At 73.0% G+C, this 14,132-nt stretch carries 11 protein-coding genes; 7 read left to right on the top strand and 4 right to left on the bottom strand.

The window, feature by feature from the left end:
- Positions 1 to 16 precede the first annotated feature (16 nt).
- Complete coding sequence (locus FGE12_RS27470) at positions 17 to 676, bottom strand: RNA polymerase sigma factor (protein ID WP_228531156.1); 660 nt, start codon at positions 674 to 676, stop codon at positions 17 to 19.
- A gap of 34 nt (positions 677 to 710) precedes the next feature.
- Positions 711 to 1,325, bottom strand: a complete 615-nt coding sequence (locus FGE12_RS27465; protein ID WP_194798335.1) for a DNA-3-methyladenine glycosylase — start codon at positions 1,323 to 1,325, stop codon at positions 711 to 713.
- 125 nt (positions 1,326 to 1,450) lie between these two features.
- On the opposite strand from FGE12_RS27465, the gene FGE12_RS27460 reads away from it, so the two are divergent.
- Positions 1,451 to 3,001, top strand: a complete 1,551-nt coding sequence (locus tag FGE12_RS27460) for a 4-alpha-glucanotransferase (RefSeq protein ID WP_153869595.1) — start codon at positions 1,451 to 1,453, stop codon at positions 2,999 to 3,001.
- Here the strand turns inward: FGE12_RS27460 and FGE12_RS27455 are convergent, their stop codons facing one another.
- The gene (locus FGE12_RS27455) at positions 3,002 to 3,301 is read right to left on the bottom strand and encodes a hypothetical protein (RefSeq protein WP_153869594.1); all 300 of its coding nucleotides are present in this window, start codon (positions 3,299 to 3,301) and stop codon (positions 3,002 to 3,004) included.
- 137 nt (positions 3,302 to 3,438) lie between these two features.
- On the opposite strand from FGE12_RS27455, the gene FGE12_RS27450 reads away from it, so the two are divergent.
- The 6 genes from FGE12_RS27450 to FGE12_RS27425 all read left to right on the top strand — a co-directional run bounded on the left by FGE12_RS27450 (position 3,439) and on the right by FGE12_RS27425 (position 13,123).
- A complete protein-coding gene (locus FGE12_RS27450) occupies positions 3,439 to 5,661 on the top strand; it encodes a POTRA domain-containing protein (RefSeq protein ID WP_194798334.1) in 2,223 nt (740 codons plus the stop codon).
- The gene (locus FGE12_RS27445; protein ID WP_153869593.1) at positions 5,658 to 10,298 is read left to right on the top strand and encodes a translocation/assembly module TamB; all 4,641 of its coding nucleotides are present in this window, start codon (positions 5,658 to 5,660) and stop codon (positions 10,296 to 10,298) included. Before FGE12_RS27450 ends, FGE12_RS27445 begins: the two co-directional genes overlap by 4 nt.
- A 114-nt stretch (positions 10,299 to 10,412) precedes the next feature.
- Positions 10,413 to 11,102 carry a MotA/TolQ/ExbB proton channel family protein gene (locus FGE12_RS27440; protein ID WP_153869592.1) on the top strand — a complete coding sequence of 230 codons (690 nt, stop codon included), beginning with the start codon at positions 10,413 to 10,415 and terminating at the stop codon, positions 11,100 to 11,102.
- Between the two features lie 4 nt (positions 11,103 to 11,106).
- A complete protein-coding gene (locus tag FGE12_RS27435) occupies positions 11,107 to 11,544 on the top strand; it encodes a biopolymer transporter ExbD (RefSeq protein ID WP_153869591.1) in 438 nt (145 codons plus the stop codon).
- An 11-nt stretch (positions 11,545 to 11,555) separates the two neighbouring features.
- On the top strand, positions 11,556 to 12,350 hold the full coding sequence (locus FGE12_RS27430) for an energy transducer TonB (protein WP_153869590.1): 795 nt from the start codon (positions 11,556 to 11,558) through the stop codon (positions 12,348 to 12,350).
- A gap of 137 nt (positions 12,351 to 12,487) precedes the next feature.
- Complete coding sequence (locus tag FGE12_RS27425; RefSeq protein WP_153869589.1) at positions 12,488 to 13,123, top strand: DUF2378 family protein; 636 nt, start codon at positions 12,488 to 12,490, stop codon at positions 13,121 to 13,123.
- Positions 13,124 to 13,126: 3 nt separating this feature from the next.
- Here FGE12_RS27425 and FGE12_RS27420 read toward each other — a convergent pair whose 3' ends face one another.
- Complete coding sequence (locus FGE12_RS27420) at positions 13,127 to 14,023, bottom strand: YXWGXW repeat-containing protein (protein WP_153869588.1); 897 nt, start codon at positions 14,021 to 14,023, stop codon at positions 13,127 to 13,129.
- Positions 14,024 to 14,132: the final 109 nt, after the last annotated feature.

The raw sequence follows: 14,132 nt of genomic DNA, 5'->3' as shown, positions 1-14,132 counted from the left end.
TTCGAGCCCGATATTTTCAGGCCTCACTGTAGAAGCGGTCGATCTCTTCCCGAAGGGCCAGCCGGGCGCGGTGCAGCCGGCTCTTGATGGCGGGAATAGAGCTCCCGGTCACCTGTGCAATTTCTTCGTAGCTGAGCCCTTCCACGTCTTTCAAGAGGAAGACCTCCCGGTAGCCCTCGGGGAGGTGGTCGGTCGCCTGCTGGATGGCCTGCCCCAGCTCGGCGTCCAGGGCCTTCTCCTCGGTGCCGCGGCTCCACTCGTTCGAGGGGTAGCCGGTGAGGCTGCCGCGCTCGGTGAACTCGGGGGTCTTGAGCTCGTCCTCGTGGGCCTGGACGACGCGCCGGTGGCGCAGGCGCATCAGGGCGTGGTTCGCCGCGATGCGGTGCACCCAGGAGCCGAAGGCGGCGTCGCCCCGGAAGTCCTTGAGGTGCTGGTAGGCGGAGAGGAAGGTCTCCTGGGTGATCTCGGCGGCGTCCGCCTCCGAGCGCGTCATGCGCAGGGCGAGGCCGAAGACGCGGTCCTTGTGGCCCTCGACCAGGGCCTCGAAGGCGGCCATGTCGCCGTCCTGGGCGCGCGCGAGCAGGTGGCGGTCGGCGGCCCCCGGGTCTGCGTCCGGATTCCCGTCTGCGCCGGGCGGGGCGAGCAGCTCGCCCATCTCTTTGTGTAGGTCGGACATCTGGCGTCCAAGCTCCCAGCCGCGGTGTGAGCCGTCAAGGACGCTTTGCGCGGCGTCCGGAGGGCGCCTTGCTCACGTGAACATTGCCGCGAATCCAGAGCCGGTACGGCTCGGCGGCCCACGCGCCCGCATAGTCCACTCCCACGCGAGGGCCCCGCTCGACCCCGGACTCTCGGACGGGATCGCCCTTCAGCAGGTACAGCGGGGGGCCGAGCAGGCCGAGCCGGTTGTGGGAGAGGTCCAGCCCCATGCTGCGGCACAGGCGCCCGGGGCCGTCCGTGCGGGCGCCGGGAGCAAAGCCCTCGAGCGGCTCGAGCGCGCGCACGAGCACCGCGGCGGCGTAGCCCTCGGGGCCCGTGACGGCGTTGAAGCAGTGGTACATGCCGTAGATGAGGTAGACGTAGGCGCGGCCGGGCGGGCCGTAGAGGACCTCGGTTCGCTTCGTGCGCCCCTTCGCGGCGTGGCAGGCGAGGTCATGCTCGCCCACGTAGGCCTCCGTCTCCACGATGCGCCCCACCTTGCGCGGGGCGCCCGGGGACCCGGAGCCCTCCAGGACCAGGTGCGTGCCCAGCAGCTCGCGCGCCACGGTGAGCGCATCGCGCGCGTAGAAGGACTCGGGCAGGACGTTCTGGGAGGAGCGCGGGGACACGGGGCCTGTTCAACGTTGCCCTCCCTGGCCGGCCGAGCAATGGCGCCCGCCTGCCGGCCCGCTGCAGTGTCCAGCCGCACACCCCCCCAGTTCCCAGCTCCACAGGGCTGGTACAGATTGGCCCCATGCCCTCCTTCGGCCGGCTCTCCGGTCTGCTCCTCCCCCAGTTCTCGCTCCGCAGCCGCACCGACTTCGGCATCGGCGACTTCGGCGCGCTCGACGGCCTGTTCCGCTGGATGCAGGCGGGTCGCCAGCGGCTCCTGATGCTGCTGCCCCTGCTGCCCACGGCGCCCGGCGACCCCAGCCCCTACGCCACGCGCTCGGCCTTCGGGCTCAACGCGCTGTTCATCGACCTGGAGCAGCTGCCGGACTTCCACGCCACCGGCGGCGAGCGGGCGCTGGACGACTCGGAGCGCGCGCGCCTGGAGGAGGCCCGCAGCGCGCCGCGCGTGCGCTACGACCTGGTGTTCCCGCTCAAGAACGGGGCCTTCGCGCGCGCCTTCGAGCACTTCGACGCGCAGGAGTGGAGCACGAAGAGCTTCCGCGCGCGCGCCTTCGAGCGCTGGCGCGCGGAGCAGGGCGAGTGGCTCGCGAGCTACGCGCTGTTCAGCGCGCTCAGCGAGGAGCAGCAGCAGCGGGCCTGGTGGGAGTGGCCGGAGGCGCTGCGCGCGCGCCGGCCCGAGGCGCTCGCCGAGGCCGGGCGGCGCCTGGAGCGCCGGGTGCGCTACCACGCCTGGCTGCAGTGGGAGGCGGAGCTGCAGTGGGACGCGGCGCGCGCCCAGGCCCGCGCGCGCGGCATCCTCCTGTGCGGCGACGAGCCCTTCATCATCGGCCAGGACAGCGCGGACGTGTGGGCGCACCCGGACATCCTGCGGCGCGACGCGCGCCTGGGCGTGCCCCCGGACGACTTCAGCGCCACGGGCCAGGACTGGGGCCTGCCCTACTTCGACTTCGCCCGGATGCAGAAGGACGACTACGCGTGGCTGAAGAAGCGCGCGGCGAAGGCGGCGAGCTACTACGACCTGCGGCGCGTGGACCACGCGGTGGGCTACTTCCGGCAGTGGATCCGCGACGAGCGCACGCCCAAGGGGCGCTTCCTGCCCGAGGACGAGCCCACGCAGCGCGCGTACGGCGAGCGCCACTTCCGGCTGCTGAGCGAGGGCGCGGGGATCGTGGCCGAGGACCTGGGGGTCATCCCGCCCTTCGTGCGCGAGGTGCTCGGGCGCCTCGGACTGCCGGGCTACCGGGTGATGCGCTGGGAGCGCGATGGCGCCAAGTACCGCGACCCGCACGCCTACCCCGCCAGCTCCCTGGCCACCACCGGCACCCACGACACCGAGCCGGTGGTGGAGTGGTGGGAGGCGGCCACGGACGAGGAGCGGCGCGAGATGGCGCGCGCCTTCCCCGAGTTCGAGGGGGTGAAGGTGGAGCAGAAGTGCACGCCCGCCATCCACCAGGCCCTGCTCGCGGCGGCGCTGCAGTCCGGAAGCGACCTGTGCGTGCTGCCCTGGCAGGACGTGCTGGGCACGCGCGAGCGCATCAACCTGCCGGGCAGCATGAGCGACAGCAACTGGGCGTACCGCATCTCCCAGAGCGTGGACGCGCTGCTCACCACGCCGGAGACGCGCAGCGCGGCGGAGCGGCTCGCGCGCCTCTCCGTGGCGAGCCGGCGCTAGCTACCCGGAGCAGCGCACCTCGGCGGGGAAGGTGTCGAAGATGCGGCACTCCCCGCCGTTGTCGCAGGTGAAGCGGTCGCAGATCTCCAGGGGCACGCAGATGGGCGGCGAGCGCCCCGTGTCCTTGAGGAAGAGCTCCGCGCAGAAGGTGTCCAGGGGACAGCCGTAGGCGCAGTAGCGCAGGCCGTTGATGGTCTGCCCCTCCTTGAGGACGAGCTCCTCGGCCGGTCCGCAGGCCGAGAGCAGCAGGGTGGCGAGGCCCAGGGCGACGGCAGCACAGCGCGTGCGGAGAGGTGCCATATCAGCCACCACTCTGACGCGGCGCGGGCCCGGCTGCACGCGCCTTCGCACCCGGGCGGTGCGTTGCCGGACAGTCCCACGCGATTCTGCCGCGCAAGAGGGAAGCCAACCCCGCGCGCAGGAAGTAAATACGACGTGTGTACGCCGTCTCCCTCCCCCGCCCCCTGGCCCTGCTCGCCGTCCTGGTCCTGGCCGCCGCTGCGGGCTGCGCGAGCACGCGCCCTCCCCCCGGCCCCAAGGTGCACAGCCTCGAGGTGAAGGGGTCGAAGGAGGTGAAGGAGGGGGACATCAAGGCGAAGATCCTCACCACGGCCACGCCCTGGTACGAGCCCTTCTGGCCCTTCGACGAGCCGCGCTACTTCGACGCGAACGCGTGGCAGGCGGACCTGCGCCGCATCGAGCGCTTCTACGAGGCGGAGGGCTACTACCAGGCCCAGGTGCTGAGCAGCCAGGTGAAGCCGCACGGGGACAAGGCGGTGGACCTGAGCGTGCAGGTGCGCGAGGGGCCCGTGACCCGCATCGCGAGCATCGAGTTCCGCGGCTTCGACAAGCTGCCCGAGGACCACCGCAAGCGCGCGCTCGCGGACCTGCCGCTGGTGAAGGGGGACGTGTTCAAGGAGCTGGACTGGGAGGGCGTGAAGACGACCATCCAGGCGCGCCTGCGCGAGCTGGGCTACGCCGAGGCCGAGGTGAGCGGGAGCACCACGGTGGACGTGGCCACCCAGGAGGCGAAGGTGCTGGTGGTGGCGGACCCGGGCAAGCGCTACCGCTTCGGCAACACCTTCGTGGCCACGGACGCGAACCCCAAGGTGAACCACCGCCGCGTCATCGAGCAGGCGCAGGGCGCGGTGAAGAAGGGGGCGTGGTACAGCGAGAGCGCGCTGGTGGAGGCGCAGGCGCGCGTGTTCCGCATGGGCGTGTTCGGCGCCGTGAAGGTGAACCGCGGCGCGCCGGACCGCGAGGCGGGCACGGTGCCCATCGTGGTGGACGTGAGCGAGGCGCCCTTCCACTCCATCCGCGCGGGTGGCGGCGTCGGCGTGGAGAGCGTGCGGCAGGAGGTGCGCCTCCTGACGGAGTACACCGACCGCAACTTCTTCGGCGGCCTGCGCAAGCTCACCCTGCGCGCGCGCGTAGGCTACGCGTTCCTGCCCAGCGCGATCTCGGCGGTGCGCGGCAATGCGGATGACAGCGGCCCGGTGGCCAATGCGACGGCGGAGTTCGAGCAGCCGCGCTTCCTCTTCCGCGACGTGCGCGGGCAGGCCTCGCTCACCTTCGAGCGCGGCCTCGAGCCCGCCTACGCATTCAACACGGCGCGCCTGCGCACGGGCGTGGCCTGGCAGCCGCACCGCTCGCTCACGATCGCGCCGGCGTACAGCATCGAGATCGACCACTTCAGCGGCGACGAGCGCGCGACCCTCGGTGGAACGGCACCGGCGCTCGCCTTCGGCTGCGCCGACACGCTCTCCGCTTCCTGCACCATCGCACTGAGCTACCTGGAGCAGCTCATCACCTGGGATCGGCGCGACGACGTCTCCGAGCCGCGCAGCGGCTACTACATGGCGCTGGGGCTGCAGGAGGCGGGCAGCGTGCTGCAGGGGGACTTCACCTACCTGCGCGTGCTGCCCGAGGCGCGCGTGTACAGGACGGTGGACGACGCGCGCCGGCTCACCCTCTCGGCCCGCGTGCGGGCGGGCAAGATGTTTCCCATCGGCCAGAACGGAGGCGAGCCGAACAGCCCCATCATCACCCGCTTCTTCTCGGGCGGTGACCTGATGCGCGGCTTCAACAGCCGCAGGCTCTCGCCGCAGCTTGGGCAGATCCTCCCGAACAAGTGCATCACCAAGTTCGACGAAAACGGGAACCCGGTGTACCGGCCACCGGAGGAGTGCGACCCGAACAAGAAGGACAACCTGCCCTCGGCGGAGTTGGTGCCTATCGGAGGCGAGGGACTCCTCGAGACCTCCTTCGAGGCGCGCTACCGGGTTACCCAGAGCCTGGTGCTCGCCGCGTTCTACGAGACGGGCCTGGTGACGGCGCCCAAGGTGCCGCTGCGCGACAACGCTGGAGTGCCCCTGCCCACCGAGCCTTTCGGTGACCGAGACACGCTGCAGCACGCGGTGGGCATCGGCCTGCGCTACCTCACCCTCATCGGGCCCATCCGCCTGGACATCGGCTACCGGCCGCCCTTCGGTGGACCCCTGCGCGTCTACTCCGGCGCGACCACTCCAGCGGAGCAGCAGCTGGTCGAGGACCTCAACGACACCAGCTGCTTCGGGCTCTTCGGCAACAAGGGGACGAAGTACCCCGGTGCCCCTGAAGGTCGCTGCTCCTTCCACCTGTCCATCGGAGAGGCGTTTTGAGCGAGCCCGCGTCCACGCCCCCTGCCTCGCCCCCCGCGCGCCGCCACCCGTGGCTGCGGCGGCTCGGGCTCGGGCTGCTCGGGCTCGTGGGGCTGCTGCTGCTCCTGGTCGCCGGCGGGCTGGTGTTCCTCTCGCACGCGCCGGGGGAGCGCTGGCTCAAGAAGGTGGCGCTCAACGCGGCAGGGGACGCGCTCGCGGGAAGGCTGGACTTCGAGCGCCTGGACCTGCGCGGCAACGGGCTCACCGTGTACGGGCTCAAGCTCTACGACCCCGAGGGCGAGCTGGTCGCGGAGATCGAGCGCGTGGAGGCGGACCTCAGCTTGCGCGCGCTCGCGAGCCGCTCGGTGGACCTGACGCGGGTGCAGATCCTCCGCCCGCGCCTGTACCTGCTGCAGGACGAGCGCGGCCTCAACCTCGCGCGCGCCGTGGCGCCGCGCACGCCCAAGCCCGAGGAGCCGGCCACGCAGAGCCAGCTCAAGCTCACCCTGCGCGGCCTCACGCTGGAGCAGGGCTACGTGGACCTGCGGATGGAGCCGCAGAGCGCAGATGCAAACGAGTTGCACCTGCGGCTCGAGGACCTGGGCGCGAAGGGCAGCGCCGCCTACGCCGCCGCGAAGCCTGCGTACGAGGCCGCGCTGGAGGCGGCCGCGCGCCTCACCCTGCCCGTGCAGGGGCCGGTGAAGCTGAGCGTGAAGGGCTCGGGCGAGGGCGAGGGCGCGCAAGGAGCTCTCTCACTGCAGGTGGCCGGGGCGGGCGTGGACGCGGAGCTCGCGATGCAGGACCCGCTGCACCTGAGCGTGCAGCTGAAGCGGCTGGAGGCGGAGCCGGCCACCGTGCGCGCCTTCCTGCCCACCTGGCCGCTGCAAGTTCCGGTGACGGCGCAGGGCACGGGCGCGCGCGAGGGGAGCAAGGCGAGGCTCTCGCTCCAGGTGCAGGCGGCGTCGGCGCGCCTGAGCGCGGAGGGCTCGGGGGACATCGACGCGCAGCGTGCGGACGCGCTGCATGTCACGGCGCAGAACGTGAACCTGAAGGAGCTCATCGAGGACGGCCCGGTGACGAGCCTCTTCGCGGACCTCAAGGCCCACGGCGGCGGCACCCGCCTGGACACGCTGGACGGCGCGGTGGACCTGCGGGTGAGCCCCTCGCGCTTCCGCGGCCAGCCGCTGGGCCCGGTGGAGCTGCACGCGAGCGCGAAGGACGGGCGTTACAGCGTCTCCGAGCTGCGGGCGCTGATGCCGGGCGTGAGCCTGGGCGGCGAGGGCCGCGGGACGCAGGAGCGCTTCCGCTTCCAGGGGCACCTGGACGCGGGCAACCTCGCGCTCTTCGCGGATGCGCTCGCGCGGCTCTCCGGCAACCCCGCCCTGCCGCTCAAGGGCAGCGGCGGCCTGGACTTCACGCTGGAGGGGCCGCTGCGCCACCCCGGGGTGAAGCTCCAGGGCAGCTTCGCGAGCCTGGGCTACGGCACCACGCAGCTGCAGGGGCTCACCCTGCGCGCGCAGCTGCCGGACGTGCAGCGCCCGCTGGAGACGGACGCGGCGCTGGTGGTGAACCAGCTCAAGAGCGGCGAGCGCACCTTCAAGGACCTGGCGCTGACGCTCGTCACGCAGGGCCGCCAGCTCAAGGCCACCGCGCGCGCGCAAGGAGCCGCGGACCTGGGCCTGCAGCTCGCGGGCCTGGTGGACGCGGACGGCCAGGGGCTCGCCATCCAGCAGCTCAGCGTGCACTACCCCGAGGCGACGTGGACCTCGCAGGGGACGAGCCAGCTGCGCTTCCCCACGGGGCTCTTCTCCCTCACCCCGCTCACGCTGAAGAGCGGCGCGCAGCGGCTGCTGTTCGAGGCGCGGCTCGCGGGCCAGCGGGTGGACGGGCGCGTGGAGGTGGAGGCGCTGGACCTCGCGCGGCTGCCCAAGGTGTTCGTGCCGCCGGAGCTGGGGCTCGCGGGCACGCTGGACGTGCGGTTGCGCGCGAGGGGCGCCCTGCCGCGGCCCGACGCGGAGCTGAGCGTGAAGCTCGAGGGCGGGCGCTTCCAGCGCTACCAGGACCTGGGGCTGCAGCTGGACGCGCGCTACGTGAAGGACCGGGCGAGCGGCACGCTGCGCGCGAGCGCGCCGCCCGCGCAGCTCGCGAGTGACTTCGACGTGCCGGTGCAGGCGCTGCTGCGCCGCCGCCGCGAGCCGGTGCACCTGAAGCTGCAGCTCGAGCGCATGGACCTGGCGCGCGCGATGAAAGCGCTGGGCCGCCCGGAGCCGCTCACCGGCAGCCTCGAGGCGAGCCTGCTGCTGGAGGGGCTCGCGAGCGACCCGCGGCTGGACGCGCGCATCCGGGCACTGCAGCTGAACCTGCGCCAGGGCACGGCCGCGACGCTGCCGCCCGCGGACCTGGAGCTCACGGCGAAGAGCCGCGCGGAGGACGGCGCGCTGGGCGTGCGGCTCGCGCTGCTCAACGTGGTGCAGAAGGGCTACGTGCAGCTGGAGACGCCCTACACCGTGAGCGGGCTCATCACCCGGCCGCCCACGGTGGAGGCGGCGATGCGCACGCCGATCAAGCTCGCGTCGGAATTCATCGGGCTGCCGCTCAAGCTCTTCGCCCAGCCGGGCGCGTCCACCGCGCGCGCGGACGGCCTCGCGTCCCTGCGGCTCGAGGCCTCGGGCACGCCGGCGGCGCCCGTGGGCCGGCTGGACGTGATGCTCGACGGGGCCACGGTGCGAAGGCAGCCGCCGCTCGACGCGCTGCTCACGGTCATCGCGGGAGAGAAGGACGTGAAGGCGAACCTGGGGGTGCGCCGCACGCAGGGGCACGCGCCGCTGGTGGCGCTGGCCTTCGGGGCGAAGGCGCCGCTCTCGGCGCTGATGGACGTGAAGCGCCTGCCCGAGGTGCCGCTGGAGCTCGCGGCGCGCACCGAGCCGGTGGCGCTGCGCGACCTGCCCGGGATGGCGGTGGACCCGGAGCTCGCGAACAAGACGCTGGGCGCGGTGCTCGGCAGCGAGCTGCACTTCACGGGCACGCTGCAGGCGCCGAAGCTCTCGCTGGACGCGACGCTGGAGAAGCTGGGCGTGGGCAAGCTCGCGCTGGGCCGCGGCACGGTGAGCTACCGCTACGCGCAGGCGCGCTCCACGCTGGATGCGCGCCTGCAGGCGCCGGGCGGCGGCAGCCTGCAGCTGCAGGGCACGCTGGGGCTGGACCTCTCGTGGGCCGCGATGCAGAAGCCGATGACGGTGGGGGCCGCGCCGCTCACCGCGAGCCTCAAGGCGCAGAACTTCGACCTCGCCTTCCTCTCCGGCGGCGTGCCGGGGGTGACCGAGCTCGCGGGCATCCTGGTGGCGGACGCGAAGGCGAGCGGCACGGTGGCGAGCCCCGGCTTCCAGGGGCAGCTGGAGCTGAGCCGCGGCGTGCTCGCGTACGAGGGCTACACCCCGCTGCGCGAGCTGCACCTGGCGCTGCAGGGCAACAACGAGCGGGTGGAGGTGAAGGACCTGAGCGCGCGCAGCGGCGCGGGCAGCGTGCAGCTGAGCGCGCTCGCCACGCGCACGGGCGGCAGCCGCTTCGACATCACCGGCAAGGGCAAGGCGCAGGACTTCCCCATCGTGTACGAGGACCAGCTGGTGGGCACGCTCTCCACGCGCCTCACGCTGGAGGGCGAGGCCACCGAGCGCCTCATCAACCTGCGCAACCTCGCCATCCCCGAGGCGCACCTCACGCTGCCGGAGCTCGCGCGCAAGGACCTGCAGCCGCTCGCGCGCCCCGAGGACGTGGTGGTGGTGCGCCGCGGCCGGCCGGTGAACCGCGAGCAGGCGCGCAAGCTGAAAGTCCTGCAGGGCCAGCTGCGCGAGGCGCAGGGGCTCAAGCCCATGCCCGAGGAGGCGGCGGAGGCGGTGGTGAAGGGCCCGCCGGCACGCCGCATCTGGATCACCATCAACGCCCCGCGCAACCTCTGGGTGCACGGCTCGGACGTGAACGCCGAGGCGGGGCTGAGCGAGGACTTCCGGGTGGAGTACACCACCGAGTCGCGCATCTATGGCGAGGTGCGCCTGCTGCGCGGGCAGGTGACGGTGCTGGGGCGCCGCTTCGACGTGCAGCGCGACAGCACGGTGCGCTTCACGGGCCCCGCCGCGACGCCCTTCCTCAACGTGACGGCGGAGCACGTGGTGGAGCAGGAGTCGCCGCCCATCACGGTGTTCGTGACGGTGCGCGGCCAGGGCACCGAGGTGAGCTTCAAGCCCACCAGCCAGCCGCCGCTGCCGGAGACCGAGATCTACACGCTGCTCGCCACCGGGCGGCGCACGCTGCGCCGCGGCTCGGGCGCTTCCAGCAGCGGCAGCGCGCAGGCGGCCTCGATCGTGGGCTCGCTGCTCGCCTCGCAGGCCAAGAAGGTGATCAGCGACAAGCTGCCGCTCGACGTGTTCTCCATCGAGGCGGGAGACAAGGGCCTCGACCTCGCGACGCTCGAGGTGGGCAAGTACATCGGGACGAAGGTCTACATCGGCTACACCGGCCAGTTCAACGCGGACCGCACCCGCGGTGAGAACGCGAATGCGGTGCGCTTCGAGTACCAGTTCCTGCCCGCCTGGAGCTTCGAGCTCGGCTACGGCGACGCGGGCTCGGGCGGCGCGGACATCATCTGGACGAAGGACTACTGAAGCGGCAGCCGGGCAGTGGAGCGTCCGTGCGCCGATTCGTTTGACTTTGCGGGGCCCGGCGGCAACAGATGCGGCGGAACGGACGGGCCGTTCGCTCTGGAGACCCCGCTGCCCATGAACTTCCCCCTTCTCCTCGCCCAGCTGCCCAACGAGAACCTGGGCTGGCTCAGCCACAAGCTGCTGGGCGTCACGCTCGGCAGCGCCGAGTGGGTGCTGTGGGTGCTGGTGTCGCTCTCCGTGGCGTCCATCGCGCTGATGCTGGAGCGTGCGGTGTACTTCGCGCGCCACCGCCTGCCCAACTCGGAGGCGCTCGCGCTGCAGCTGGCGCGCGGCGAGTTCGATGCGGTGCGCAGCGCCGTGGGCGACCGCCCCGGCATGGAGGCGGCCGTGGTGCGCGAGGGGCTCGCGAGCATCTCCAAGGGCCCGGACACCGTGGAGCAGGTCATCGCCTCCACCGTCGCCCGCGAGCGCCCGCAGTACGAGCGCTTCCTCTCGTTCCTGGGGACGCTGGGCAACAACGCGCCCTTCATCGGCCTCTTCGGCACGGTGCTCGGCATCATCAAGGCCTTCAACGACCTGGGCCGCAGCGGCGCCAAGGGCGGAGCCATCCAGCAGACGGTGATGGCGGGCATCTCCGAGGCGCTCGTGGCCACGGCGGTGGGCCTCGCGGTCGCCATCCCCGCCGTCGTCGCCTTCAACCTCTTCAACCGCCAGCTCAAGACGCTCACCAGCCGCACCAACGCGCTGGGCTTCGCGCTGGTGGGTGCGCTGCGCGCCGAGCGGCGCACGGGCGAGGGGAAGTAGCGCCATGGCGGGGGTTCAGCAGGGCGACGCGGACGAGGAGATCGTCGGCATCAACGTGACGCCGCTCGTGGACATCACGCTGGTGCTGCTCATCATCTTCATGGTGACGGCGAACTTCATCGTGAAGGAGACGGTGGAGGTGGACCTGCCCAAGGCGGCCAACGGCGGCGAGACGGTGCAGGGGCTCGTCAACGTGGTGCTGGACAAGGCGGGGCAGCTCTACTTCGACGGCGCGCCGGTGACGGAAGGCGAGCTGCAGCAGAAGGCGGCCGCGCAGCTGCAGAAGGACCCGCAGACGCGCGCCATCATCAGCGCGGACCAGTCGCTTCCCTACGGCCGCGTGATGCACCTCATCGACGTGGTGAAGGGCCAGGGCATCGCCCGCTTCGCCCTCAACATCGAGAAGGACGTGGCGCCCTCGGCGCGCCCCGCCTCGCCGTAGCGCCCGCACCGATGCCCTCCGCTGCTGCCCACGAGACCGAGCTGCTGCAGAAGGATCGCGGCCGCGCGCGGCGCTCGCCGTGGCTGTTCCTGCTCGTCTCGGTGGGCCTGCACGCGGCCGCCTTCGTGGCGATGAGCCGGATGGAGGCGCGCGCGCCGGCGCCCCTGAACAAGGCCGTGGAGCTGGTGATGGTGGAGGTGCAGAAGCCGCCCCCGCCGCCGCCACCCGCAGAGCCCAAGAAGGAGGAGCCGCCTCGCCCCGCGCCCCGGCCGGTGCGCCCGCCGCCGGTGAAGGTGGCCGCCGCGGCGAAGCCTCCGCCCCCACAGCCCGAGGCGCCCCCGCCTCCGAACGACGCGCCGCCCCCGCAGCCCGCCAAGGCGCCGCTGGTGGTGGGCATCTCCATGTCCTCCACCACCACCGCGGGCACCTTCAGCGCGCCGGTGGGCAACACCGCCTACGGCAAGACGGCGGACAAGGCGCAGGCCCCCGCCGCGGTGAAGCCCTACTCCGCGGCGCGCTACGTGCCGGTGTACCAGGTGGACTCGGCGCCCGCGGTGCTCTCCGAGTACAAGCCCCCCTACCCGCCCGAGGCGCGGCGCGCGCAGGTGGAGGGCCAGGTGGTGCTCTCCATCACCGTGGACTCGGACGGGCGCGTGGTGGCGGTGAAGGTGCTGAGCGGCCCGGGCTACGGGCTGGACGAGGCCGCGCGCGACGCGCTGCGCCGCTTCCGCTTCCGCCCCGCCACCAAGGGCGGCGAGCCGGTGGCGACCGAGCTCAAGTACACCTACACCTTCCAGCTCGACTAGGCCGCCGCCGCCGCCCGCTTTCGGACGTTGCAAAGGCGCGTGCACCGGCAGGCGGGCCAGCGGGGGTGCACCCTGGGGACATTGCACCTCGGGGCACAGATGCCCACCTGCAGAGGAGAGAGAGGGGGGCTCCCCACGTGAACGCACCGGACGTCCAGATGGCAGCGGAGCGCGAGGCGCTTCGGCGCAGTCTCGCCTGGCTCGGACCCGAGGACCGCACCTGGGGGGCGCTGTTCTGTGCGCTGCAGGGCGTGGTGCGCGCGTGGGGCGGTGAGGGCGCGGTGCGGGGGCTCGCGCAGCAACCCCCGGGCGGCGGCTGGGCCGCGGCGCAGCGCTACCCCGCGCAGGACTTCCTGCGGCTGCTCGCCGCGAGCGCGGACTACCTGGAGGAGATGCTGGGCTCGCGCGAGCTCGCGCTGCAGTGCCTGGGCGCGGAGAGCGCGCGCGTGTACTTCGGCGCGCTGAGCGGGCCGCTGGCGGGCGCGGTGGCCGCGCGCGACCCGGTGGCCCTGCTGGACCGGCTGCCGGCCACGCTGGACCGGGCGCTGGGCTTCGGGCAGCACCGGATGCACGCGCTCGGCCTCGGGCACCGTCGCCTCAGCTGCAGCGCGGACCCGCTGCCCGCGGACTTCTACCTGGGGCTGCTGCAGCGGCTGCTGCTCGAGGTGGACGTGGACGGCGAGGTGCGCGCGCAGCCGCGGGGCCTCGGCGAGGTGAGCTACGAGTGCACGTGGACGGCGCCCGGTGCGCTGCAGCGGCCCGGGCGCGCCTGACGCTCAGCGGTGGCCGTGTCCACCGCCGTGCCCTGCCCCGTGCGAGTGCCCGTAGGGGCGGCCGACGTAGCGCGGGGCGTAGACGTGCGGCGCGTAGTAGCGCGGCCCGTAGTAGCGCGGGTAGCCGTAGCGATACCCGTACCCGTAGCCGTACCAGGGCCGGTGCCACAGGTGCACGGGGTAGTAGGGGTTGCCGAAGCCCACGGACACGTAGGCGTGGCGGTAGATGGGCACCGCCACGTGCAGCCCCACGCCCACGGCCCAGCCGCCGCTGCGGAAGTACCAGGCGCCGCCGCTCGCGTACCAGGTGGGGCCCACGTATGCCCAGCCGACGGCGGGCCGCGCGAGCCAGGTGCCCGGAATCCACGCCCAGCCGCGGTCACTCCAGTACCAGTAGCCTGCGGCCCACACGGCGTCCGGGGCCGGCGCGGGAGGCTGCGTCTCGGCCTGGGCCGGCGGCGGGGGCTCGGGGCTGCGCAGCGTGCCGTCGGCCACGGCCGTGGCGGGAATCTCCACCTCGAGTGAGCCGGGGCGCGCCCAGCCGCCCTCCACCCAGCGCCACTGCGCCGCGCCCTCGAAGTGCCAGTAGCCGTTCACGTAGTGGTAGCCCGGCAGGGTGGCAATCCACGCGCCCGGCTTGAAGCGCCAGGTGCCGTGGTCCCAGTACCAGCTGCCCGAGGTCCAGGTGGCTCCCGCGAAGGGCGGGGGGCCGCGCTGCTCGTGGGGAAGCGCCGGGGGCGCCTCGGGGGCGGTGACGGGCGCTGCGTCCTCCGCGCTCGCGTCGGTCTGCTGCTGCGGGCCGCTCGTCTCGGCGGGCACCGGCTCGGTCTGCGCGCGGGCACCCGCAGCGCCGAACAGCACCGCCGCCAGCACCGCCCACCCCGTCCACATCGACTTCATTGCCACATCCTCCAGCGCGTCGTGCGCGCAGGCGCCCGGCCGTGCCCCGGACGCCTCACTCCCCTCTTCACGAGAGATAACCCCCGGCGGCCGCGAGCGTTGCGGGAGC

The organism is Aggregicoccus sp. 17bor-14, assembly GCF_009659535.1.
In the GTDB taxonomy this organism is placed as follows: Bacteria; Myxococcota; Myxococcia; order Myxococcales; family Myxococcaceae; genus Aggregicoccus.
Note: the sequence above shows the minus strand (reverse complement) of the source record. Positions and strands in the feature narration are given on the sequence as shown.

Excerpts from the sequence above, each read along its gene's own strand:
- FGE12_RS27420 (WP_153869588.1), bottom strand. The coding sequence starts at position 14,023 with ATGAAGTCGATGTGGACGGGGTGGGCGGTGCTGGCGGCGGTGCTGTTC.
- FGE12_RS27440 (WP_153869592.1), top strand. The coding sequence starts at position 10,413 with ATGAACTTCCCCCTTCTCCTCGCCCAGCTGCCCAACGAGAACCTGGGC.
- FGE12_RS27455 (WP_153869594.1), bottom strand. The coding sequence starts at position 3,301 with ATGGCACCTCTCCGCACGCGCTGTGCTGCCGTCGCCCTGGGCCTCGCC.
- FGE12_RS27460 (WP_153869595.1), top strand. The coding sequence starts at position 1,451 with ATGCCCTCCTTCGGCCGGCTCTCCGGTCTGCTCCTCCCCCAGTTCTCG.
- FGE12_RS27470 (WP_228531156.1), bottom strand. The coding sequence starts at position 676 with ATGTCCGACCTACACAAAGAGATGGGCGAGCTGCTCGCCCCGCCCGGC.
- FGE12_RS27430 (WP_153869590.1), top strand. The coding sequence starts at position 11,556 with ATGCCCTCCGCTGCTGCCCACGAGACCGAGCTGCTGCAGAAGGATCGC.
- FGE12_RS27435 (WP_153869591.1), top strand. The coding sequence starts at position 11,107 with ATGGCGGGGGTTCAGCAGGGCGACGCGGACGAGGAGATCGTCGGCATC.